This window comes from Thalassoroseus sp. (assembly GCF_984380535.1).
Map to the genome: position 1 here is coordinate 162,951 of NZ_CFHRBF010000011.1, position 22,725 is coordinate 185,675.

Below are 22,725 nucleotides of genomic sequence, written 5' to 3' on the forward strand. Positions count from 1 at the left end.
GGTCCTTCTAACCCCTCGCGGCATCTTTATGCGCGGTGGTTACCGCCGACGTAAATCGTCTAGCGCGATAAAGTTATCGCTGCTTGAATGCTGGGGCTGGTTCGAGGAGCAGGAACCACAGCGGCTACCACATGCGGAATCTTCAGCTGTCTTCAGAAACTGTACGATCCGTCGCACGAGTTCCAATGAGGCTAATCCGACGAGGACCAGCGCAATGACAGTTTGCCAAAATTGTGCGTCCATAACGATTTGGGTTTCCTGAATTGAGAGGTTACGTCGATTCCTTCGACGCGACGAGCGAGTTATGAGAGGATCGCCATCCCGATTTGATAGGTGACGAGAGCTCCAAGGTAAGCCAAGCAAGTCATGTACAAGAAAGTGAACACCGGCCATCGCCAACTATTCGTCTCTCTTGCAATCACCATCAACGTGGCCCCGCACTGGGCACATAATGCGAAGAACACCATAATCGAGAGTGCCACCGGCGTATTATATACCGGCTGACCTGCGAGAGAACCACTTTCCCATTTGGCTTTTCGCATGTGTTCGACGAGACCGGCATCGGGTTCGTCAGTCTCGATGTCTCCGCCGAGACTGTAAATCGTGCCCAATGTGGAAATGATGACTTCACGAGCCGGGAACGACGCGATCGCCCCCACACCGATTCGCCAGTCCCAACCCAATGGCCGCACCACGGGTTCGATGGCATGTCCCATCCGACCGAGCATGCTGCCGGAGATGAGTTCGCTACTGAGCCTGTGGTGTTCGTCTTCCAACTCTTCGATGCGGGCTTCCTCGGCTTCGGTGTGAGTTTCTTTGGCGTCGAGCGATTCCAACTCCGTTTGAACGGCGTTGAGTTCGGTGTGATCACCCGGCCAATAACCAGCGGCCCACACGACAATTGTGGTCGCGAAGATCAATGTGCCCGCACGGGTGACGAAGGCTTTGCCTCGATCGTAGACACGACTCAGCACGATCCGCGGCGATGGCCACTTGTAACTTGGCAGTTCCATCACGAACGGCGGTGTTTCGCCTTTGAAAATGGTCTTCTTGAGAATCCACGCGACCGGAATCGCCACTATCGCTCCGAGAGCATAGAACGCAAACAGGACCAGCCCATGTAGTTCGACCCAACCGCCGAGGTAACTCACGGAGGGAATGAACGCAGCGATCAGTAAAATGTAAACCGGCAGCCGGGCGGAGCAACTCATTAGCGGGGCGACGAGCATCGTGATCATGCGGTCGCCGCGGTTTTCGATCACACGGGTCGCCATTACCCCGGGAATTGCACAGGCATACGACGACATCAACGGGACAAACGACTTCCCTGACAGACCGATTTTTGTCATCAGTTTGTCCATCAGAAACGCGGCTCGGGCCATGTAGCCACAGTCTTCCAGAATCGCGAGACAGAAGAACAGAAACACGATCTGCGGCAGAAATATCAGCACGCCACCGACTCCGGCGATGACGCCATCGATCAGCAGACTCCGCAGTGGACCGGGAGCCATCGAAGACTGCACAAGGTCGGCAATTGCCCCCTGCCCGGTTTCGATCCAGTCCATAAACGGCCCGGCCCAGGAATAGATTCCCTGAAAGACCAGGAACATGAGAGCCGCGAAGACGACGAGACCGCCGACACGGTGCGTGAGAATTCGATCAATCGAATCACTCGCGAATCGGCGTTCTTCAGCGGGGCGGGTGACGACGCCATCGAGCGTATCTTTCACCCAACCGTAACGGGTACGAGCTTCGATCGCCGGCACTCGACAACCACTTTCCGCCAAACGCTCGCGGGTTGCCTTCAATGAATTCGGCAACTGATCGGGGTATCGGTTGCCCCACTCGCGTTCGGTTTGCCCGCCGACATCCAAGACCAATCGGTCCATGAGATACACGGGCAACGGTTCGGTTTCTCCCCATCCGCGAATCGTTTCCGCGAATTCGTCACGCACCCGGCGGAACTCTTCGGGGAACACGTCTCGCGGTTCGGTCGGAGGTCGATCGGCGGCCGACAAGATCGTTTGTCGCAACTCCGCCAGTCCGACTCGGCGATGGGCTTCAGTCTTCACCACCGGCACACCGAGACGTTCGGAGAGCAGATTCGTATCGATTTCAATGCCCCGTGCTCGGGCGACATCGCTCATGTTCAAGCACAGCACCACCGGCAAACCGATATCAAGCACCTGACTGAACAGATACAAGTTTCGTTCCAAGTTGCCCGCGTCGACGATGCATAACACGGCATCCGGTCGGCCGACGTCGTCTTGTCTGCCGAGGAGCACGTCGACTGAAACCATTTCATCGAGCGATCGCGGCGAGAGACTGTATGTGCCGGGCAAATCGACCAACGAAACTTTGTGCCCCTCCCATGTTACGCGGCCGATCTTCTTCTCGACGGTGCAACCGGGAAAGTTTCCGATGCGGGCATTCATCCCAGCCAACGCATTGAACAGCGTGCTTTTCCCGGTGTTCGGGTTACCAACGAGTGCAACCGTGTAAGATCGAGACTCGACAGGCGATTGAAGATTTGAATCGGCAATGGACATGAGGACTCGCGGCGGGTCGGCAATGCATGCGGATGGATTGGAACGTCGAGCGGAGACGGTGGCACGACGAGTTCTGCTACACTAGCAGGATTGAGACTGAATCTCAACGTCCGCACGCTGCGGAGAATCGAAGCGACCAACGAAAACAGCCTCGCACGTTTTCACGTCGAGGCTGTTGCGTTGAATGATTAGGTTCGAATCCGGCTATCGGCCCAGCAAATTTCCTAATCCGCTGGCGAGAGCTTGTGTGTTGGCTTCGAAATGAACCATCCAGGTCACGAACCAGTTGTTCTCTTGGATGTTCGTGATCGCTTGGGTGCGGTATAGCGTGGAGGCCACACTCGTCGAGACGGCAAATCCTTCGGCGAAAGCGATGCCGGTTTTGACTTGTCCACGGTAGCCCCACAACGCTTCCAACTCGTCATTCACGGGAGGTTTGGCTCGAAAGACTTCCGAAGCGACTGTGCCAGGCGGAAGGTTCACGACATCCGCGTCTGCCCATCCAACAAGCCCTTCGAAACTCGCACCGACAAAGTATTCCGGTCCGGTTTCATCTGCCGGATAGAACATGAATGTCGCTTCCGGTCCAATGCCGAACGTGTACGAACTGAGCGAGTCCACTTGAAATGGTGCATAGTTCGCGTTCGGTGTGGCTACATTGGGAACGCCTGGCGTGAAGTTTGGGAGGTTCGGATAGCGTGTGTTCGGAGATGTCGCTCGGGCACTTAGCGGAGCGTCATCCGGTGTGGAAAACGTCGCGTACTCGAAGCTGCCGGTCCAACCAAGGAACAGCCGACCAAAGTCTAACGGCTTTTTCAATGTCGGATGATGCCAAGCCAATCGCGTGGCAAAACCGGTATCCGCGACTTCGTCGAACAACCCGGCGGTCGGTGTGATCGTCCCGAAGCTAATGTCCGCGACTAAGGGCGGTTCCCAACCCGCGTCGAAGAACGTTTCCGGGTGATCTAACCCGGTCGGGTCCATCGAGTATTGGCCGGGTGGGGAGTAGATCAGAAAGTGACCCTGTGCCCGTGCTTCGGTCGTCAACAGCGACAACAGCAGACCGGCCCCGATCGACCAACCAAGAAAAATTCGTTGCATGGAACGACCTCGCAATGCACGCAAGGCGGGCGCGATCCATCGCAACAGCCCGCCCGCGCTGTGAAAGACAGTATCGAGTGTATCGTCACAACGGGTCGTATCGGTTGACCGAAATTCACTGCTTCTATCGTTCGAACCGGATTGAACGTCTAAAAGTCGCCCACAACTTCACCACCCGACCGAGTCGCCAACGCATTGTAGATGTCCGCATCGATGGTTTCGCTGATCGCCCGCACCGAACCGTCCCCCAAGGCGAACTGACAAATGCCCGCATGCGGAGCACTCAGTCCTTTGTCATCGGTGCCCAGTTGATTGGGCCGAAATTGCGTTTCAAACAATACCATATGACCGTGATCGTCCGTGGGATCGGCGACATCACGAACGGCAGCACACCAGGCCGTTTCAAACACCGAGTGTCCACCGGATGTCGTGCCGGGCAACGGTCCATTGGTGCGTTCCCCGATGAACAACGTCGATGTCAGTCCGTCGGTGATGTCTCGCAAGCGTGTCGGACTGTTGCGGTAGAATACGCCACGACTTTGCAACGGTGTGTCGTCCAGGTTGACGGACGGTGTCGACGGTCCCCAGTTGGCGGCGTAACTCGCGGTGGCGTACTGTTCGATTGGCGAACTGGAATCATCACGCACCACGAAAGAGTTTTCCGAGTACGGATCGGACGGGCACAGGAACACCGAGAGATGCGTCTCCCGCGGAACTTGCTGAGACGGGTCGAAGATCGGAATGGTACAGTCAAATTGATCGAACAAGTTCTTCTGTTCCAACTGAGGCAGCAACATCAAGCCCCAGGAATAGCCCATTTGATTCGCACCGGCACCGGAGGAGGCGAACTTATGGAGATATCCCGGCGGCAATGTGCGGAATGTCGATTCGTAATTGTGCATACCCAAGACAAGTTGCTTGAGGTTGTTCTTACATGCCGACCGTCGAGCGGCTTCGCGGGCTTGTTGAACCGCCGGTAACAGCAATGCAATCAAGATCGCAATAATGGCGATGACAACTAACAGTTCGATCAAGGTGAAGCCGGATGCCTGCCGGACTCGGGAAGAAGTAGGATGCATAGAAAGTCCTTGTCTTGCCGTGTGCGTACGCTCGTCGGCGTCGCGGTGGCAACGAGATGGATGATGGAACGTCCGCCCCTATTGGGGCGACGGAATTCGAACGCCGGACACGAAGACATGCCCGTCGTTAGCACAGTGGAGAGTGGCCGCGGAGGTGCGGCGGCGAATTCAAATCCATCTCGGAGAAGGCAGCACCGGGCGTTCGCGAAGTCGCCCAAGTTTCGACGAGAACTTCGACAATAGCGGTAAGGACATCGGGCTGGGGCAAATGACCTTCCGGTGTCCCCACAACCCGACAAGCATCACCAGCACTTGAAGCCAGTGCATCCACGCATGAGTTGAGACCGGATGGTCCGCAACTTCATCGGCGTTAGAAGCATGGTCGACGGGTTCGGACAGGCTGGCCGAATCGGAGACCGAGAACTCCCACCACAAAAACCGGATATGCGTGTGGGACTGCCCCGAAGCGACCGACGCATGGGAATCGTCACGGTGATGATGCGGGTGCGGATGGGCATGCGAGTGCTCGCCATCGGAGTGCGTATGCCGACGTCCGGGCATGACGAACATCGCCGCCAACACGCCAAACACGAGCAGCCCAGCGAGACCGAGTTTTCGAGTTCGCCCGCGAAGTCTCAAAACGAGTTCCCTATCAAGATTCGAGAGGCTGATCTTACTCGTCCCAAACTTGGGCCCGCAACGCAATGTGTTCAGATTGGATGAAGACAATCGAAAAACATTGAAACCGTGAACGGCATCGGTGGGTAACACTCAGCAGATGATAAATTGGTCTTACGAATGGAAATTCCCATGCGGCACGTTGGACGTCAGATGCTGATCGGGCTTTGGGGACTCCTCTTGGTAGGATCATCACATGGGGTCGCTGGACCCCCGACCGCGACGGAGTTTCTAGAGTCTCCACCGCTCGTGCGTGTGGAAGTCTCGAACGCGGGTCGTTTGTTGAATCATCCTCGCATCCAGGGGTTCGTAAAACGGATTGCGACGACGGCGGAGTTTCGTCATCAGTGGAATCGCCCGGAAGCCGACCCGATTCAACAAGTCCTCGCCTACGCCGAACGTGTCACAGGAGAAACCGGCACCGCTGGACTGGCGGAGTTGCTTTCCGGACGATTGAGTTTGGCGGTTGCGGGGCCGAAGCAGTACGTTTGGCTGTATGAGCTTTCAGACGCCACATATCGCGAACGACTCAGTTCCGAGTTGGCCGCTTTGGGCGTACGGAAAACGGAAACGCCGGACATTCGCAAACTCGGGTCGATGTCCGTCGGTTTGATCGATCGTTGGCTGGTCGGTTCCGAGGATCGTAGCACCGTTGCATTGGCGTTGGAGAAGCTCAAGTCGAGTCCGCCCGCACGAAACGACGACGCACCGATCCTGAATCTGTGGTTGGACTGGAAAACGCTCAACAGCCTCAATAAAAAGCCCGATCGGTTGCAACTTCCCGTGAAGGACGCCGGTCAACTGATCGTCTTTGGCAACTGGTTGGGTTTGCTGGTCGGGACCGACGAACTCACGGTCCATGTGACGGAGAATGACCACAAGTTGCAGATCGAGGTTCTCGGAGACGGCAACGCGGATGCCCCGGCTTCGCTGTTCGGAAACGGAGCCAAACTGGCACCACTGTTGAACGGCCCCGGCACATTATGGTCAGTTAGCGGACTGCGAGATTGGTCCGGCTTGTGGCAAGATCGCGAGGAGTTGATGACTCCTCAAGTCATCGCTGCGGCAGAGAAAGCCAATGAGCAAATCGCTCAGCAGTTCAAAGCACTCAGGTCGCAGTTTTATCCAATTGAACTCGCGGAGACGCTCGGCCCGCAATTCCGCTGGGCGATTGCTCGGCAACAGAATCTCGACTATCACATCGATGAAAACAACTCGCTTCCCGCTGCGGTGCTGACCGTTTCACTTCGCGACGCGAAACGCTTCAGGGAGATCACCGCCGGCCCGCTGCGAGCGGTGAGTTTTATCGCCGCCTTTGGCGAAGCCAAAATGCGATCTGTCGCCGAAGACTATCAAGGCGTGAAGATTTCGAGTCTTGCATTCCGTGATGATGCCGTCTCCGTCAAGAATTTCGATCAACGATTGTTCAATCTCCGCCCCGCTTGGGCGACGACAGACGATCATTTCATTCTCGGCAGCACGACGGAAATCGTCCGCAACACGCTCGACGAAATCAATTCGACAGCCGCGGAAAGCCCCAACACGAACGTAATTGCTGCCCAAGCCGGTTCGTTCGCGGAGTTGGCAGCCGCTCTGCGGGATTACCGCAGGACGATCGTCGACGAAACCGTGCTCAACAACGGCATTGCCCCCGACACCGCGAATTCTGATTTCGACATCGTCGCGGACGCGATCAAAACACTCGGAAATCTCCAAGGCCAACTCGAACGCACACCACACGGTTTTCATTACACGCTGACTTGGATGACCGAAAATCCGTAAGCCGGGGAAGCCCCCGCTTTGAAGTTCACGAAATAGGGTGCCACGGCTTAGTGAGCCGTGCTTTCCAATCAACGGTCATTTGGCACACGTTGAACCATTGTTTTTCGACTCGGAACGAAACAATCATGTCCGATCCACAAACTACGCTCGACCGCTTTCGTCCGCGAACCGCTTGGGCGGCGTATTTTCCGAACGGCGGTAACCCCTGGGACGCTACGAAAGTCGCCCACCTACTGCGGCGAGCCACTTTCGGGGCAAGTCCCGAGGAATTGAAAACCGGCGTCGATTCCCGTCCGACGAAGCTGGTTGCGGATTTGATTCGAGGTGGCGAAGGACAGTTCGAGTTCGAAGCACAGATGCACTCGCTCGTCGAAACCGCCATCGCTTCGCATGACCCGAAACAACTGCAAGCGGCTTGGGTGGTGCGGTTGTTGTCGTCTCCGCATCCGCTCCGGGAACGCATGACGTTGTTCTGGCACGATCACTTCGCGACCTCACAAGCCAAGGTCGATAATCTCCGACTGATGCAACGCCAGAACGACACCCTTCGCCAGCATTCGCTCGGTCATTTCAGCGAAATGCTACACGCGATGGTGCGGGACCCGGCGATGTTGATTTGGCTCGACTCCGACACGAACCGCAAAGGCAACCCGAACGAAAATCTCGCTCGCGAAGTGTTCGAACTGTTCAGCCTCGGTGTCGGCAATTACACCGAACAAGACATCAAAGAAGCCGCCCGCGCACTGACGGGATGGAGTGTCCAAGGCGAGAACGCGGTCTTCGATCCCTCGCAACACGACGCCGGCTCGAAGACGATTCTCGGCAACACCGGTCGTTGGACCGCTGGCGATGTGGCCCGCATTGCTTTGCAACAACCCGCCTGTGCCCGGTTCCTCGTTCGCAAGATCTTTCGAGAGTTCGTCAGTGAAACCACCGAACTTCCCGAAGACTTGCTGAACCCGTTGGCCGACGAATACCGTCTTCGCGATTACGACACCGCCTGGCTGATGAGCACCATTTTCCGTAGTTGGGTGTTCTACTCCGATGCGGCGATTGGCCAGCGAATCAAAAGCCCGGTGGAATTCCTCGTCGGAGCGGTTCGCAGTCTCGGCGGGCAAGCGAGTCCGACCAAACTGGCGGAAGCGTGTGACACGCTCGGGCAAAGTCTGTTCTTTCCGCCGAGCGTCAAAGGGTGGGACGGCGGAGCGGAATGGATCGATCCGAACGCCCTGCTCCTTCGGCAAAACATGGCATTCCAACTCACCCGTGGCGACGGACCCGCTTCGCATTGCGACCCGGCGATGTTGGCCTCGGAGATGAAACTCGACGACGATCAACGAACCGCCCGATTCTTCCTCGGGTTGTTCCTCCAGTCCGAAGAACATCCGGCGAGTCCGGATATCACGTCGGCATTACGAAATCAGAGAATCAAATTGCGTTCGCCATTCCGCAGCGACCGCGCTATCAACGGATTGCTCGCGAGAGAAGCCGCTCATCTGGTGATGACGCTGCCAGAGTTTCAGGTGGCGTGACGAAGTGGAACGCAAAGGGCGGCGAGTGGAGAGCCGGAAGATCAAAAACGGGTGGGGCAGACAACGTAGGGTGCGTTGCAACGCACCGCCAACTGGTTCGATCAATACTTGGTGCGTCACGACGCACCCTACGAATGAGGGAATTCGTCATGGCCGGTTTCAATCGTCGAGAGTTTTTGCAGGCGTCTTCGGGGCTGGCGATGGGGGCGGCGTTGCCGATGGCGTTTCGTCGGGCAGCAATGGCGGCGGAGCAATCGAAACGCGAAACCGTGCTCGTCGTAATCGAATTGACCGGCGGGAATGACGGACTCAACACGGTCGTGCCGTTTCGCGACCCGCTCTACAAATCCGCCCGTCCGCAACTGAATCTCGCTTCGGACAAAGTTCTCAAGATTGATAGGCAATTAGGGTTTCATCCGTCGCTCACGGGGTTTTCGCAGCTCTTGGAGGATTCCCAACTCGCGATCGTGCAGGGCGTGGGATATCCGAACCCGAATCGCTCGCACTTCGAGTCGATGGATATTTGGCACAAAGCGACGCGGGAGAAGTCCGAACGCTTCGGTTGGTTGGGACGGACAACGTCACTGGCTGGCTCGAAACTCTCGGCGATGTCCGTTGGCGATGGCGAAAGCCCGTTAGCACTGTTCTCGCCTGCAGGACCGGCAGCGTCGGTGCGGTCATTGGATTCCTATCGTCTTAAGACCGGTGAGGACCGTCGCGAGATGATGGAAAAATTCGCCAATCGAAAACCATCGACAGCGAACCCGCTGCTCTCATTGGTCCAGAACTCGACGGCTTCCGCGTACGAGACAGCTCGGCGATTGGAAAGCGTGGCAGCGGGGGCGAAGAAGACGGACTATCCGCAAACGAGTCTGGGCAAGCGGTTGCAACTCGTCGGGCAGTTGATCGCCGCCGAGTTGCCGGAGCGGATTTATTACGTCTCGCATGGCGGATTCGACACGCACGCCAACCAACTTGATGTCCATCCCCGTTTGCTGAAAGAGCTAGGCGACGCGGTTCGGGCGTTTCAAACCGATCTCAAAGACCAAGGCCATGCCGACCGAGTGGTCACGATGACCTTTTCCGAATTCGGTCGCCGGGTGAAAGAGAACGGTTCCGGCGGAACCGATCATGGCGTTGCTTCGCAGATGATGTTCGTCGGTCCGAAAGTGCAAACCGGTGTGATCGGTGAGCATCCACGTCTCGACGACCTCACCGATGGCGACCTCAAACACCACACCGATTTCCGCTCCGTCTACGCCACCGTGCTGGATCAATGGCTCGGCGTAGATGCAAAGGCGGTACTGGGCAGAGCGTTCGAAACGGTGCCCGTTTTCGCATGACGTGTCGAGTCGAGAGCGTACGATTTCACGCTTGAGAGATTGCAAGGAACACAAACTCTTACCAAGAAAGAAGTTGTGTGCCACTGCAGGAAATTGCATCGAATTAGCGTCGTGGGTGGCATGCCCACCGTTTTACGTGGGCATGATTAGACATTCAAACACCGCTGGCCCATGCCCACCCCAAACGGTGGGCATGCCACCCAAGTATAAACCGCATTGAATGTCACGCAATATTGTCTCCAATACATGCAATTTCCTGCACTGCTAGCTTGCCTAGCAGTGCGAGTGACCAGCCTGCCGGGAGTCGCTAGAAACACTGCTGGACAAGCCAGCAGTGGCACGCATTGACGCTGGCAAATGCGAAATCGTATCTTCGACACCCTACTCTCAACCCTCTACATCATAATGCAGAATGGCCACGCGGCGTCTCACTCCGTCGCTGCCGCATCCAACACCGCCCACACACGTGTCGGTCCGCCGGTGCCGGTTTCGAGTTTGATCGGGGCGACGATCAGCGTAAAACCTTGGGGCGGGAGTTTGTCCAAATGAGCTACGTTCTCCAAGCCAAACTTGCCAGCTTTGTTCACGATGTGATGCACCTGAAACTTCTTTGAAATCCCGCGATCGATGCTCATGTTGTCGACACCGATGCCGAGCACGTCACGCTGCTTGACCAGAAATTCCGCGGCTTCCGGAGAGTAGGACGGAAAATGGAGTTCGCCGCGTGAGTCTCGATTCTGGTACCGCGTCAGGTTGTTCCAAAATCGACCCCAACCAGTGTTGAGCAGCACGATTGCACGTTTGGGAATTTCGCCGTGTTGCTTTTCCCAGGCTTGGATATCGGCCACGCTGAGCATCGCATCCGCGTTGGATTCGGCTTGCAAAGAGATGTCGAGCACAACGCCGCGACCGATCAAATTCGCCAGCGGGATTTCATCGACCGACGGCTGATTCGGTTCGAAATGGTTCGGGGCATCGATGTGCGTGCCGAGATGCTCGGGCATGCGGAACGCCTTGGAAAGCACGCCGTCTTTCTCCAGCGTCGCAATCGTGTCCATTTGAAACGGATAGTAATTCTCACCCGGCCAAAACGCATTTTTTGAGTTGAGCGGATAACTCAAGTCGACCGCCTTCGCGAGTGACTGGGCCGGGAACAACTCCTCCGCATGCGAGTCGACGCTGACAATTGCCGTCAGAACACCCAGAAGGATTCGGATCCGTTTCATCATCCACTCCCTGACATTGGCGAGACCATCAGTAACCGACGGGCATGATAACACGTTTTTCACCGCCTCACCCCCGATGCTTCACCGCCCGCGATTTCAAGATTTTCCCAGATCACCCTGCGTGATTTCGCCCGCACATTCGTCGTTCCAATTGACAAACGGGGACGGCACAGGCGATGGTGTGACGTGAACGCTTGGTCAAACACGCTGGGAGAAACCGCCCGTATGACGGAATACGCCCTGGAACTCACGCGACCGTTCTGGCTCGTTACACTCACGTTGCTCGTGGTGGTGCTGTGGTTTCACGTGCGGAGTTTGAGCGATTTTTCCCTGTGGCAACGTCGACTCTCGCTCGCGGTTCGCTCGTTGATTGTCGTGTTATTGGCGTTCGCGATTGCTGGATTATCGCTCCGCACACCCACGAAACAACGCACGTTGCTCGTCGCCATCGACGCTAGCAAAAGCGTCGGCGAGGATGCGAAAGAAAGAACCGACGAGTTACTGTCTGAACTCCAAAAGTCCGCTGGTGATGTCGCATTGCGATTCGTACGCTTTGCAAATACGCCGTCGGCGGCGGTGGAAGATCCGAAAACGTGGACTGAAGAACTCACAGACGATGAACAACTCGGCAGCGATCTTTCTGCCGCGATTCGAGTCGGTGCGGCGGCGATCGCTCCTGACCGCGTGCCGGAATTGCTTTTGATCACCGATGGCAACGAAACGAGTGGCGACGGACTCGCAGCAGCGGACCGGGTCGGTTTTCCCGTCCATGTGATTTCGCTGCCGACGCGGGACGATCCCGAAGTGCAACTCAGCGAGGTACTTGTGCCCGCTCAAGTTCGGCAGGGAGAACCGTTCTATGTGGAAGTCGTCGTGCAATCCAATCGCCAGACGAAAGCGAACATCGACGTTTTCCGCGACGACATCCGCATCGAGTCCAATGGCGAATCGCAGACTTATCAATTGCAAAAGGGTGAGAACCGCTTCCGCATTCGGCAAACGATCGACGACCAACGCCAAGTCGATTTCGCCGTCCAGGTTCGCACGGAGTCCGACACACTCCTTGATAACAACCTGGCTCGCGGGTTGGTGTTCGCGGCTGGCAAACCGGCGGTGTTGGTGATCGATCAGGAACCCGACCAGACCGATTCCTTCCGCTGGGCACTCGAAGAACAAGACATGCGGGTCGAAGTCCGTCCGCCGCAGGGTATCCCCCGCGATTTGGCCGAGTTGCAAAAATACGACTGCCTAATTCTCTCGAACATCCCCGCGACGGAAATGTCGCTGCATCAAATGGACATCATCCGCACGTACGTGGAAGACCTGGGCGGCGGGTTCATTATGACCGGCGGCGATCAGGCGTTCGGACTTGGCGGTTACTACAAAACCACGCTGGAAACCATTCTGCCGGTCCGCAGCAATTTTGAGAAGGAACGCGAGAAGCCGAGTTTGGCGATGGTGTTGGTCATCGACAAATCCGGTTCGATGGGCGGGCAGAAAATCGAGTTGGCCAAGGACGCTGCGAAAGCCGCCGTCGAGTTGTTGGGCCCGCGGGATCAAATCGGCGTGATCGCATTTGATGGCTCAAGCAACTGGGTGAGTGAACTCCACGCCGGTTCGGACAAAGGCTACATACTCGACCGGATCGCCACCATCGAAGCTAGCGGCGGCACGAGCATTTATCCTGCACTCTCCGATGCCTACGACGCGTTGCTCGGGGCGACGGCGAAGTTGAAACACGTGATTCTTTTGACCGACGGCCAAAGCGAACCGGGCGATTTCGAAGGTCTCGCCAGTGATATGGCCGCCGCCCGGATGACAGTCAGTGGTGTGGCGGTCGGTGATGGAGCCGATCAGGACTTGCTCGAACGCATCGCGGAAATTGGCGGCGGTCGTTACTACTTCTGCAACGATCCCAACTCCGTGCCACAAATTTTCGCCAAGGAGACCGTCGAAGCCAGTAAGTCGGCCATCAACGAACTGCCCTTCATCCCGCAAATCGTTCGTCCGACCGCGGTGCTCAATGGCGTGGATATGGAAAATGCTCCATTCCTGCTCGGTTATGTGGTGACGCGTCCAAAACCGACGAGCGAGTTTATCCTCGCCAGCGAAACCGGCGAACCGCTGCTGTCTTGGTGGCGATACGGCCTGGGCATGAGCGTGGCGTTTACGTCGGACATCAGCCCGCGTTGGTCGGCGGAATGGCTTGCCTGGCCGGAGTTCGGCACGTTCTGGGCCCAAGTCATTCGGCATGCGATGCGAAAATCGACGTCCGAAGGAGCATTCGTCACTGTCGAGCGAACTGGCAACCAAGCGCGAGTAGTGCTAGACGCCGTCGATGCCTTTGGCAACTTCGTCAACGAAGCCGACACGGAACTCAGCCTGATCCGGCCTGATCTTGATCCTCAAAAACTCACACTTCGCCAGACAGCTCCCGGTCGGTACGAAGCCGAATTTGATGCCGACGATCGCGGTGCGTATCTGATGGAACTTCGTCAGAAATCTGTCGGCGGAGACGTTCGGCTCCGACAGAACCGAGCCCTGGTCGTCGGTTACCCGGACGAACTTCGTCTGCGTCCCACCAATGAAGACTTGCTCAAGAAAATCGCTTCGACAAGCGGCGGGCAATACAACCCGACGATGGAAACGCTGTTCGCACCCACCGAACGGACGGCCGAACTTCGATTGGCGTTGTGGCCGTTCTTGATGATAGCGGCGTTGGTGTTGTTCGTGTTCGACGTCATGTTGCGACGAATCGATTTTTCCACGGGAAGTCGTGGATTGTTCGGACGACGAGCAAACTCGGAACGGATGGGGGCGGAAGCTGCGGTCACTCACTGAGAATCTGCTTGATCCGTCGTTCAGAATTTGTATAGTAGCACGTTGGTGGAATTTCCTCACTTGGAAGCCAAGGGAACGAGCATGCACACAGAAATCCGCACACGACTTTCAGGAGTGCAGCGTCGCTTGCGATTCATGCGGTCGATTCAGTGGCTGGTCACCGGCTTGTTCGTCGGCACCATTCTCGGGTTGGTGCTGGCGTTGTTGTGGAAATCCGGCTCGAACATCGCATGGTGGATGCCACTTCTCACGCTAGGAGTATGCGGTTTGACCGGGGCGGTTTTGGGGCTCGTCCTACCATTGTCTTGGCAGAAATCCGCGATGGAAGTGGATAACCACTACCAACTCAAAGATCGATCGCTCACGGCGCTGGAGTTCGCCCAAGACGATCGCAACGATCCGCTCCGGAAGTTGCAAGTCGAAGAAACACTGCAAAAGCTCGATGGCGTTGAACCAAACCGCGTTGTGCCGTGGCGTCGGCCGCATTGGTTGCTTGCATCACTTGGGACCGGGGCGGCTGTTCTCACGATTATGTTGTGGCCGGTTCAAGAACCGGTTGCGGCCAGTGTGCCATTTGAAACGCGGCAAATGCTCGAAGCGCAGGCTCAGGAACTCCAAGAAGAAATGCTCGACGAGTTGAAAGAGTTGGCAAAAGACAAGAACGAAGACGAACTCGATGAACTCGTGCAGAAATTGGAAGAACTCGTCGAGGAACTTCGCGACCCGGCCGTCGATGAACGTGAAGCGCTCGCGAAGTTATCGCTGATGCAACAGTCGATCACGAGCACGATGGCCACATTCAACTTAGAGCAGGTCGATTCAGCCATGCAATCGCTGGCGGAATCCGTCGAGTCTGCCGACGCACTCCAACCGCTCGCTGCTGATCTTAAAAACCAAGACTACGAAGACGCCGCCGAGAAACTCGAAAAGTTCGATTCCGAGAAACTCTCGAACAAAGAAAAACGAGCCGTCGCCGCGAGTCTGAAGAAACTGTCACAAAACCTCGCCAAGGCGAAACAAGGCGAACTCAGTGAATCGACTGGCGAATTGTCCGAAGGCTTGGAAAAGAAAAATCAATCTCAATGCAACGGAGCGGCTTGCAAGTTGGCCGGGCTGTGCAAGAAGCAATCGTTACGAAAATCGATTTGCAATTGCTTGGGGAACCAACTCGGGCGGCTGAGTCTTTGCAAAAGCCAATGCAACAAAAACGGTTGCAAAGGAACCAGCAAGAGTGACAACCCAAGCAACAATTGGGGCACCGGTGCCACCAACAAACCCTTTGGCGAGTTGGCGACGAAACTCGACGGCAACCGAGACGAAGTCAACGTCGATGGGCAGCAAGGTGACGGCCCAAGCGAACGGGAAATCATGACAACAACGGAAGCCAAGCAGCTGGCGTCACGCAGCTATAAAAAGCGGTATCAGGAGTTCCGCAAACAAGCCGAAGCGGTTCTCGAAAGTGAACCGTTGCCGTTGGGACATCGTCAGACCGTCAAACAATACTTCGAAAGCATTCGTCCTACTGAATCGGATACCGAGTAGATCGACTCATGCTGGGCTGGGGGGCGTTTCGCTAACCCAGCCGCTTCTCAACCTGCGAACGGTTGGTCTTCCAGAGCATGTGGTTCGCTCTTTTCTGCCATGTCGCGAGCCTGCAGGAAGGCCGACAGAATGGGGCGTTGGTTCACACCGCTCGACTTCCGTGGCAAGTATCGGCCATAGACTTTTCGCGGCGTGCTGGCGAAGACATTTAACCGTGATGAGTGACGTGCGAAAAACGAATTCGACATGATCCATACTCCATTCCAGAAGGAATTTTCGTTTCGAGCCAGAGTTGGCTCTCTGCTGTAGGGATCACGGAATTCGTGTGTAAGCGGACACACATTAGCGACGGTATTTTAAAAGGGAATGCCAAGGAACGAGTGCTTACGCTCGTGCAAACCGTCTCGCCAGGCTTCATAGGTCTGACGTTTGACGGTCATAACGAAGTCGTTCTTCGGGCGAATCGAATGACATTCGATCCAACCCCCACGGTGATTCCGTACGAGGAGAATAGCGTCCCGAAAACGGAACTTAACCCCCGCGCACAACTCCTCCCAAGCCAAATCTTCGTCCATTGTTTCCAACTGTCCGCCAGTATTGTGTGTCACTAGCGAGACGCCAGTGACACACGCAATCGAGCCTTGATTTTTACTTTCGGCAAGCTTCGTGATGGAACGGCAGCCAGGCACCATTGTCTGCACTACTGGCGACGGACTTTTCAATGAAGTTCATGCCGTCGACACCATCGTAGACGTTGGGGTAGATCGTATCACGTTTCTCGAAATCGGAACCGGTAATGCGAGCGACGATGGCATCGTACGCCGAGCGGTAAATGTTGGCGAAGGCTTCGAAGAACGCTTCCGGATGCCCTGCCGGCAGTCGGCAAGCGGCTGCTCCGCTTTCGTTCATATAAGGGGCGTTCGGATTGCGGGTGTAGAGTTTGTGTGGTTCGCCGTTGCGTCGCACCAACATCTCATTGGGGGTTTCTTGTCGCCACGCCAGTGCGCCTTTTGTGCCGTCGACTTCGATGAACAAGTCGTTCTCGCGACCGTGAGAAATCTGGCTCGCGGTCACGGTGCCAAGTCCGCCGTTTTCGAACCGAATCAAAGCACAACCATAGTCATCGAGTTGCCGACCAGGGGCAAACACCTTCAACGTCGCCGAGATTTCCGCCGGAATCAACCCGGTCATGTAGCGAGACAAGTTATAGGCGTGTGTGCCGATGTCGCCAAATCCGCCTGCGACACCACTCTTCGCCGGGTCGCTCCGCCACTTGGCTTGCTTGTTGTCTTCGTCTTCGAGTTTCGATCGCAACCAACCTTGAATGTAGTTCGAACGAATCGCCTGAATCTCGCCGAGTTCGCCATTCAAAATCATTTCGCGAGCTTGGCGGACGAGCGGATAACCGGTGTAGTTGTGCGTCAGTGCGAACACCGCGCCGCTGTTCTCGACGATGCCGACCAATTCTTCCGCCTGACCCATGTCGAATGTCATTGGCTTATCGCAAATTACATTGAAGCCAGCTTCAAGCGCGGTTTTTGCAATGGCGAAGTGAGTGTGATTGGGAGTCGCGACACTGACAAAATCGATCCGTTCGTCTTCGGGAAGTGCCGATTCCTTTTCGACCAGCTCGTCAATGGATCCGTACGCCCGCTCAGGAGCGATGTCGTAGGATGGGGCAGATTCTTTCGAACGCTGCGGATCGGACGACAACGCACCTGCGACAAGGACGGCTCGGTTGTCCAAAACGGCTGCGGTGGCGTGAACGCGGCCGATGAACGATCCTTTTCCGCCGCCCACCAACGCCATACGCAATTTTCGATTCAGGGGGCCGTTTGTGGTGTCCATCGTGTGTTTCCCTCTCGAGCGGGTCAGTCAAGGAGTGCGTCGCTCCGGTATGAAGAACCGGGACGCATGAAGATTGGATTCGTTCTCACAGAGGATAACAACGGCCGGATTAAATCTGCAACCGTTGGCATTCACAGACCGCTGATGCAGTCGTTCAGCGGCAAAATCGAGAATTTACAAGGGATTACAGCCGTCATCGGTAATGTGGTGTTATGCAACTTTATCGACGTAAGCCGTTGCCCGTTAGTGGCTTGCGGTGTGACTTTTTTGGGAGGGCTGTTTAATTCGTAGAGCAACGATGGAGGTAGGCATGAGGTGCGGTTGGGTCGATGATTTTAATCACACCACTGATCGCATTTTGAGAATCGAATGCAGACGAATATTTCCGATGGTTCACGGGATCGATTTTGTTAAGAACAACCGTTTGCCCGATGAGATCAGCAAGAATTTGCCCACGAGCTAGAACTTCGAATGTTGCCGAACCGGCTTCCTCGACCTGAATCTCGCCGAGACGTGTCGTTTCGGGAATCTCAATGGTGTACAACCCGGGTGGAAGATTTTGCACATCGCAGTGCAACTGCACGCCGTTGAACATTTGGGTGAAATGAATCTGGTTGCTTTGCGACTCGTCGGAAAGTGTTTTTAGTACAGACTTTGCGTAAACTGTCGGCAAAGAAGTTTCGTGCGAATTCACAGCACCGACGAACAACGCCACGCTTAACACAATTCCCAAGGCATTCCAAAAGCTCATCGGATTCCGACTTCTCCGTCAAAGAGTCCGCCGATCGATTGCCCTACGGGACGGGTTCTCCCTCGCGATGGAGTGATCAGGCGTTCTCGGTAACTAAACATCAGAACGTTCCGGTCACTTGTACCATGTGTCTCTTTTTACATCACATCCTCGTCATCTTCAAGTAAGTCTTTTTCGGTAATGACCGTGAGTCCATTTTGGGCAAGAGTCTTTAGGCCGAGATCGATGTCGTCGACGTACACCGCGATTGCTCCCTGGCCTCCCCGTCGAAATAGCAAGGGGTAGCTGTAGTGGATACTGACTTCCGCGCGCAGAAGTGCTGAGCAAACTTGGACATACGGTTGAGCAACGTTCGGAAGTTGCACACCGATGACGTCGGTTTCGAACACCGTAAAACCGGATAAGTCCAGTAGTTCTCGTCCACGTTCGTAGTGATTGAGCATCAATCGCACGACACAGCAGTCGATCGAGTCGGCAATCGACAATGCCATGATGCGGAGGTCTTGTCGCTCGAGATGTCGCATCAAGTCATTCAGGCTACCGACGCGATTTTCCAGAAACACGCCAAATTGCCGCAAACATGGCCATTCGCGACCACGCATCGTACCGGCCTCGGTGACAATTCCGCTGCCCGAGTCGTCTTCATCGTCGTAGAATTCCGCCATTATTGTCCGTATTGGTCAAGGGGATCGTCTCGAACCGACCGTTCTTGGGGTTCGGTTTCCTTTGCCTGATCGTACGCAACCGAATTTTTTTTCGCTACAGAATTCCCGGAAACAGTCGTCACAACACATGATTTCCCAGGCTTCGACGCATATGGTGCGACATCCGCAAAGTTTTCCAGTTCGTTTTTACGTTCTGTGCTTTTTCATGGATTCCATTTGCCGAATTTACGAATTGTTTTTCATAACCGCGATAATTGATCGGCGAACTGATATCTACGGTTCAACGTCGAAGCGGCTTGAGTTCGTCGAAACCACACTCCTCCGAGGACCATTGTGACAAAGATTCGCACAATCGTGTTTGATTTGGGCAATGTGTTGCTGAATTTCTCGCATGACCGTATGCGGCAACAAGTCCGCGAGTTATGCCAGTGTTCGTTAGAGGATGTTGAACCGCTGCTGGACGCATATCGTGGTCTATTTTATGAATTCGAACGGGGTGAGGTCTCGCAGAGCGAAGTTCATCAGCGGTTCGAAGATGTCCTGCAGAAACCGATTGCGTACGACGATTTGATGACAGCAGTGAGTGATATCTTCATTCTCAATGAGTCGATGCGACCGCTGTTGACTGCAATTCGTGACCGTGGCACGCGGTTGGTGCTGCTGTCGAACACGAACGCGGCTCATATCGAGTTCGCCAAACGACAGTTCGATCTCTTCGAGGATTTCGATGCGGAGGTGTTGTCGTACGAGGTGAAATCGGTGAAGCCGGAGCGAGCCATTTTCGAGGCGTTGTTCGAGGCGATCGAATGCGATCCGGGCGAGTGTTTCTATACCGACGACACGGTCGGACACGTCGAAGCCGCTCGGAAGTTGGGAATCGATGCCGAGGTGTTTATCGATGCCGCGACATTGCGTGATCAACTTCGCCGACGCGGTTACGAATTGCCTGCAACTGGTTTCAATTGAACGACGTTAGAGTTGCGGGCCGAATTTCTGCAGACGGTGGAGAAGATCGTCGCGATTGATCGGCTTGATGGCGACTTCATTGAAACCGGCTTGAATGCACTCTTCCTCATTGCCTTGCATGGCGTTTGCAGTGAGAGCGATGATCGGTCGCCGATAGCCGTGTTTCCGCAAATACTGGGTGGCTTCCAAACCACCGAGCACCGGCATTTGCAAGTCCATCAGTACGACATCGAACGGCCAATTTTCTGTCTTTTCAGCGTGTCGGATTTTCTCGATGGCTTCGTGGCCGTTTTCTGCTTGAACAATTGCAGCGTCGTGTTTCTCGAGGAACTTCGAAATGATCACTTGGTTGTCGGGTGCGTCATCCACGAGCAGAATCCGCATACCGGCGAGTGTGCCCAATGTCGGTGGCTGCATTACGCCACTTTGTTCGGGAGTCGCGATTAGAGACGTGACTTGATTCGATCGGTCAATCGGGCCGGTGGGTGTCGTCAGCCGAAACGTGCTGCCTTTGCCAAGTTGACTGGTCACGTGCAGATCGCCGCCAAGCATCAAGGCCAATCGCTTGCTGATCGTCAGTCCCAAGCCGGTGCCGCCGTATTTGCGAGTGGTGCTATTGTCGGCCTGATGGAACGACTCGAAAATCCGGTCACTCGCTTCTTGCGAAATACCGATTCCCGTATCGATGACGTCAAGTGCCAGCAACGGACTGCGAGAATCCATCGCCAAGCACCGCCCGACAATTTTGACGCTGCCGGTTCCGGTGAATTTGATCGCGTTGCCAACCAAGTTAATCAGAATTTGTTTGAGTCGAATCGGGTCGGATTGGATGTGCTCGGGGATGTGTCCTTCGACTTCCGATCGCAATTCGAGACCCTTCTCCTCGGCTCGGTTTCCGAGGAGATCAATCACGTCCGTGACGAGTTTCGGAACGGAAAGTCGTGTGTTCTCGATCGAAAGCCGACCGGATTCGATCTTCGCCAGATCGAGAATGTCGTTGATAATTTCCAGTAAGTGATCGGCGTTTCGACGAATGGTTTTGAGAATCTGACGGCGTTCTTGGGGCGGTATGCCCTCGCTACGATCGTCAAGCAGATGATCGACGTAACCGATGATCGCGGTCATCGGGGTGCGGATTTCGTGACTCATACTTGCCAGAAATTCGCTTTTCGCCTGATCGGCGGCGACGGCTTCTTCCTTGGCCTTTCGCAGTTGTTCGGCGAACCGGCGGGCATCCTCGATCGAACCGCCACGCACTGCTTCGACCACCGCGGAACTCGAACCGGATTGATTCCATGTGTTCCGAATCTGCGAAAACGCATTCTCCAAGGCAAGTTCGAATTGACCGAGTAACTCGGAGCGTGTCTCGTCGAGAATCTTTTCGATCTCTGTCATGACGGATTCTCACCGGCTTCGCAAAACTCGGTTAACGGTGGGAGGCAGCGTTGAAGTGCTTCGTCAAGCTTGGCGATCAATGGTTCGAGTGAGTCGTATTCGTTGGCGGCCACTGCGGATTCAATGCTCCACGCCGTTGCTCGTGTTTCATGACATCCGAGGTTGTCCGCTGATGACTTCAGCGTATGGGCGATTCGCTGCGCGGTTGGCCAATCGGAACTCGCGATCGCCTGACGAAGTTGGTCCAACCATTCGGGGCCGTGCTCTAGAAACATTCGTGCCACGACTTGGGCAATCTCTCGATCGTCGCCGGCACGGGCGAGTGCGTCGGCTCGATGAAAGATCGCAGGGGCATTCTGACTAGACGCTGAGTGTTCAGACGACATGGGAATCCTGGTTTGCACGAATTCGGTCACGTGGGTGGCGTGTCTTTGGTGTTCGGTAAATTCCATGCGCGGCCAAGTGGTACGCCACGACGGATGGCAGACATGAACCGTTTGGTGTCGCGGACGCGTTCATTGACTTCGATGACGCTCAAATACAGATGCACGGCAATCAACAGGGCCAAGACCGCGATTGTCCAAATCAGAGCGTTAAGACGTGTTTGCTTCGCGGTAATCAATTCCAGACCATTCCCCATCACGAATTCGACTTTCTTATCGTCGGCCTGGGGTGTTTGGGGGGGGACGGCTTTAGACGCGACGGATTCTAACGACTGAGCGGCCGGTGTGTCGGTAGTTAATTCGATTTGAAACTGATCAACAATGTTGCAGACGGTTTCGCGGAACGCCTGCGAGTTTTCCGTAGCATGGAAGATTCGAATGAGACTATGCACATCGTTGCGTAGCAATTCGAGTTCGACACGCATCGGTGATTGTTTCTCGACGGTCCGCCAACGTGTTTTTCGCTCGGCGTCAAAGGCCCATTGGGAGTCGGTCAGCTTGTCGAGCAACGGCAATTGCATGTCCCCTGTGAACTGCTGCGACCATTCGGTCTCGTTGGCATCGCTACCGGTGACCGCTTCGATATACACAGACGGGTATGGCTGCGGTGCGTGCTGGAAGACGACTTTTGCGAGCTTGGTCGACGTGCTGGGAAGTTGATCCGGTTCCCATCCCGCAGGAAGACGCAACGTGATTTGCCGCGATGATTCTTCGTCCAAGCAAATGTGATGCGTTGTTCCGAGCGGCGGGGGATTGAAACGCGCCTCGGCAATGGCTTCCGCGACACACCATAACGCTGCGATGAGCAAAAGCAGTAGCAACGGCCATCCTAGCAAATTTTGCCAAAATCGCGTCATCCTATTTGGACTTTCTGGTGAACGTTCGGAGACACTGTTTCTCGGCGAGCACTAAAGCAATTGACTTCTGATCGTAGCTGCTTTGGTTTTGCGGAGGTCGAAATTGTAAGGCTCACATCAAACTTGC

At 55.4% G+C, this 22,725-nt stretch carries 18 protein-coding genes; 6 read left to right on the forward strand and 12 right to left on the reverse strand.

What is annotated here, in order from left to right; genetic code table 11:
• Nucleotides 1–302: 302 nt before the first annotated feature.
• From feoB to AC5DDB_RS16585, 4 genes are all read right to left on the reverse strand, one after another.
• Nucleotides 303–2,549, reverse strand: a complete 2,247-nt coding sequence (gene feoB, locus AC5DDB_RS16570; RefSeq protein ID WP_491740855.1) for a ferrous iron transport protein B — start codon at nucleotides 2,547–2,549, stop codon at nucleotides 303–305.
• 204 nt (nucleotides 2,550–2,753) lie between these two features.
• Nucleotides 2,754–3,650: a hypothetical protein gene (locus tag AC5DDB_RS16575; RefSeq protein WP_491740856.1), complete on the reverse strand. Its 897-nt coding sequence runs from the start codon at nucleotides 3,648–3,650 to the stop codon at nucleotides 2,754–2,756.
• A gap of 149 nt (nucleotides 3,651–3,799) precedes the next feature.
• Complete coding sequence (locus tag AC5DDB_RS16580) at nucleotides 3,800–4,729, reverse strand: DUF1559 domain-containing protein (RefSeq protein ID WP_491740857.1); 930 nt, start codon at nucleotides 4,727–4,729, stop codon at nucleotides 3,800–3,802.
• A 168-nt stretch (nucleotides 4,730–4,897) separates the two neighbouring features.
• Nucleotides 4,898–5,368, reverse strand: coding sequence for a hypothetical protein (locus AC5DDB_RS16585; RefSeq protein WP_491740858.1), 471 nt, complete (start codon nucleotides 5,366–5,368; stop codon nucleotides 4,898–4,900).
• A 171-nt stretch (nucleotides 5,369–5,539) separates the two neighbouring features.
• Here AC5DDB_RS16585 and AC5DDB_RS16590 point away from each other — a divergent pair, with 171 nt between their 5' ends.
• The 3 genes from AC5DDB_RS16590 (at nucleotide 5,540) to AC5DDB_RS16600 (ending at nucleotide 10,064) form a co-directional block, all read left to right on the forward strand.
• Complete coding sequence (locus AC5DDB_RS16590; RefSeq protein WP_491740859.1) at nucleotides 5,540–7,189, forward strand: hypothetical protein; 1,650 nt, start codon at nucleotides 5,540–5,542, stop codon at nucleotides 7,187–7,189.
• 125 nt (nucleotides 7,190–7,314) lie between these two features.
• Nucleotides 7,315–8,721 carry a DUF1800 domain-containing protein gene (locus AC5DDB_RS16595; protein ID WP_491740860.1) on the forward strand — a complete coding sequence of 469 codons (1,407 nt, stop codon included), beginning with the start codon at nucleotides 7,315–7,317 and terminating at the stop codon, nucleotides 8,719–8,721.
• A gap of 149 nt (nucleotides 8,722–8,870) precedes the next feature.
• Nucleotides 8,871–10,064: a DUF1501 domain-containing protein gene (locus tag AC5DDB_RS16600; RefSeq protein ID WP_491740861.1), complete on the forward strand. Its 1,194-nt coding sequence runs from the start codon at nucleotides 8,871–8,873 to the stop codon at nucleotides 10,062–10,064.
• Between the two features lie 428 nt (nucleotides 10,065–10,492).
• On the opposite strand, the gene AC5DDB_RS16605 is transcribed toward AC5DDB_RS16600, so the two are convergent.
• Nucleotides 10,493–11,293: a cyclase family protein gene (locus AC5DDB_RS16605; protein ID WP_491740862.1), complete on the reverse strand. Its 801-nt coding sequence runs from the start codon at nucleotides 11,291–11,293 to the stop codon at nucleotides 10,493–10,495.
• Between the two features lie 183 nt (nucleotides 11,294–11,476).
• Between AC5DDB_RS16605 and AC5DDB_RS16610 the strand changes: the two genes are divergently transcribed.
• Nucleotides 11,477–14,131: a VWA domain-containing protein gene (locus AC5DDB_RS16610; protein ID WP_491740863.1), complete on the forward strand. Its 2,655-nt coding sequence runs from the start codon at nucleotides 11,477–11,479 to the stop codon at nucleotides 14,129–14,131.
• A gap of 81 nt (nucleotides 14,132–14,212) precedes the next feature.
• Nucleotides 14,213–15,673, forward strand: coding sequence for a DUF8809 domain-containing protein (locus AC5DDB_RS16615; RefSeq protein WP_491740864.1), 1,461 nt, complete (start codon nucleotides 14,213–14,215; stop codon nucleotides 15,671–15,673).
• Nucleotides 15,674–15,720: 47 nt separating this feature from the next.
• On the opposite strand, the gene AC5DDB_RS16620 is transcribed toward AC5DDB_RS16615, so the two are convergent.
• From AC5DDB_RS16620 to AC5DDB_RS16635, 4 genes are all read right to left on the reverse strand, one after another.
• A complete protein-coding gene (locus AC5DDB_RS16620; protein ID WP_491740865.1) occupies nucleotides 15,721–15,921 on the reverse strand; it encodes a hypothetical protein in 201 nt (66 codons plus the stop codon).
• Nucleotides 15,922–16,321: 400 nt separating this feature from the next.
• Complete coding sequence (locus AC5DDB_RS16625; protein ID WP_491740866.1) at nucleotides 16,322–17,521, reverse strand: Gfo/Idh/MocA family protein; 1,200 nt, start codon at nucleotides 17,519–17,521, stop codon at nucleotides 16,322–16,324.
• Between the two features lie 280 nt (nucleotides 17,522–17,801).
• Nucleotides 17,802–18,272, reverse strand: a complete 471-nt coding sequence (locus AC5DDB_RS16630; protein WP_491740867.1) for a hypothetical protein — start codon at nucleotides 18,270–18,272, stop codon at nucleotides 17,802–17,804.
• 137 nt (nucleotides 18,273–18,409) lie between these two features.
• The gene (locus tag AC5DDB_RS16635) at nucleotides 18,410–18,937 is read right to left on the reverse strand and encodes an acetolactate synthase (protein WP_491740868.1); all 528 of its coding nucleotides are present in this window, start codon (nucleotides 18,935–18,937) and stop codon (nucleotides 18,410–18,412) included.
• Between the two features lie 333 nt (nucleotides 18,938–19,270).
• On the opposite strand from AC5DDB_RS16635, the gene AC5DDB_RS16640 reads away from it, so the two are divergent.
• Entirely contained in the window at nucleotides 19,271–19,903 is a 633-nt protein-coding gene (locus tag AC5DDB_RS16640) for an HAD family hydrolase (RefSeq protein WP_491740869.1), read from the forward strand.
• A gap of 6 nt (nucleotides 19,904–19,909) precedes the next feature.
• On the opposite strand, the gene AC5DDB_RS16645 is transcribed toward AC5DDB_RS16640, so the two are convergent.
• From AC5DDB_RS16645 to AC5DDB_RS16655, 3 genes are read right to left on the reverse strand one after another with little or no spacing between them, the layout of a single operon-like run.
• Nucleotides 19,910–21,298, reverse strand: a complete 1,389-nt coding sequence (locus AC5DDB_RS16645; protein ID WP_491740870.1) for an ATP-binding protein — start codon at nucleotides 21,296–21,298, stop codon at nucleotides 19,910–19,912.
• The gene (locus AC5DDB_RS16650; protein WP_491740871.1) at nucleotides 21,295–21,684 is read right to left on the reverse strand and encodes an Hpt domain-containing protein; all 390 of its coding nucleotides are present in this window, start codon (nucleotides 21,682–21,684) and stop codon (nucleotides 21,295–21,297) included. The genes AC5DDB_RS16645 and AC5DDB_RS16650 overlap by 4 nt, the downstream gene beginning before the upstream one ends.
• Before the next feature lie 26 nt (nucleotides 21,685–21,710).
• Nucleotides 21,711–22,598, reverse strand: a complete 888-nt coding sequence (locus tag AC5DDB_RS16655) for a hypothetical protein (RefSeq protein WP_491740872.1) — start codon at nucleotides 22,596–22,598, stop codon at nucleotides 21,711–21,713.
• Between the last annotated feature and the right edge of the window lie 127 nt (nucleotides 22,599–22,725).

What these genes read in the sequence shown, in the direction of transcription:
- AC5DDB_RS16615 (WP_491740864.1), top strand. Translation starts at nt 14,213, where the DNA reads ATGCACACAGAAATCCGCACACGACTTTCAGGAGTGCAGCGTCGCTTG.
- AC5DDB_RS16645 (WP_491740870.1), bottom strand. Translation starts at nt 21,298, where the DNA reads ATGACAGAGATCGAAAAGATTCTCGACGAGACACGCTCCGAGTTACTC.
- AC5DDB_RS16635 (WP_491740868.1), bottom strand. Translation starts at nt 18,937, where the DNA reads ATGGCGGAATTCTACGACGATGAAGACGACTCGGGCAGCGGAATTGTC.
- AC5DDB_RS16600 (WP_491740861.1), top strand. Translation starts at nt 8,871, where the DNA reads ATGGCCGGTTTCAATCGTCGAGAGTTTTTGCAGGCGTCTTCGGGGCTG.
- AC5DDB_RS16580 (WP_491740857.1), bottom strand. Translation starts at nt 4,729, where the DNA reads ATGCATCCTACTTCTTCCCGAGTCCGGCAGGCATCCGGCTTCACCTTG.
- AC5DDB_RS16605 (WP_491740862.1), bottom strand. Translation starts at nt 11,293, where the DNA reads ATGATGAAACGGATCCGAATCCTTCTGGGTGTTCTGACGGCAATTGTC.
- AC5DDB_RS16655 (WP_491740872.1), bottom strand. Translation starts at nt 22,598, where the DNA reads ATGACGCGATTTTGGCAAAATTTGCTAGGATGGCCGTTGCTACTGCTT.
- AC5DDB_RS16630 (WP_491740867.1), bottom strand. Translation starts at nt 18,272, where the DNA reads ATGAGCTTTTGGAATGCCTTGGGAATTGTGTTAAGCGTGGCGTTGTTC.
- AC5DDB_RS16595 (WP_491740860.1), top strand. Translation starts at nt 7,315, where the DNA reads ATGTCCGATCCACAAACTACGCTCGACCGCTTTCGTCCGCGAACCGCT.
- AC5DDB_RS16590 (WP_491740859.1), top strand. Translation starts at nt 5,540, where the DNA reads ATGCGGCACGTTGGACGTCAGATGCTGATCGGGCTTTGGGGACTCCTC.
- feoB (WP_491740855.1), bottom strand. Translation starts at nt 2,549, where the DNA reads ATGTCCATTGCCGATTCAAATCTTCAATCGCCTGTCGAGTCTCGATCT.
- AC5DDB_RS16620 (WP_491740865.1), bottom strand. Translation starts at nt 15,921, where the DNA reads ATGTCGAATTCGTTTTTCGCACGTCACTCATCACGGTTAAATGTCTTC.
- AC5DDB_RS16650 (WP_491740871.1), bottom strand. Translation starts at nt 21,684, where the DNA reads ATGTCGTCTGAACACTCAGCGTCTAGTCAGAATGCCCCTGCGATCTTT.
- AC5DDB_RS16575 (WP_491740856.1), bottom strand. Translation starts at nt 3,650, where the DNA reads ATGCAACGAATTTTTCTTGGTTGGTCGATCGGGGCCGGTCTGCTGTTG.
- AC5DDB_RS16625 (WP_491740866.1), bottom strand. Translation starts at nt 17,521, where the DNA reads ATGGACACCACAAACGGCCCCCTGAATCGAAAATTGCGTATGGCGTTG.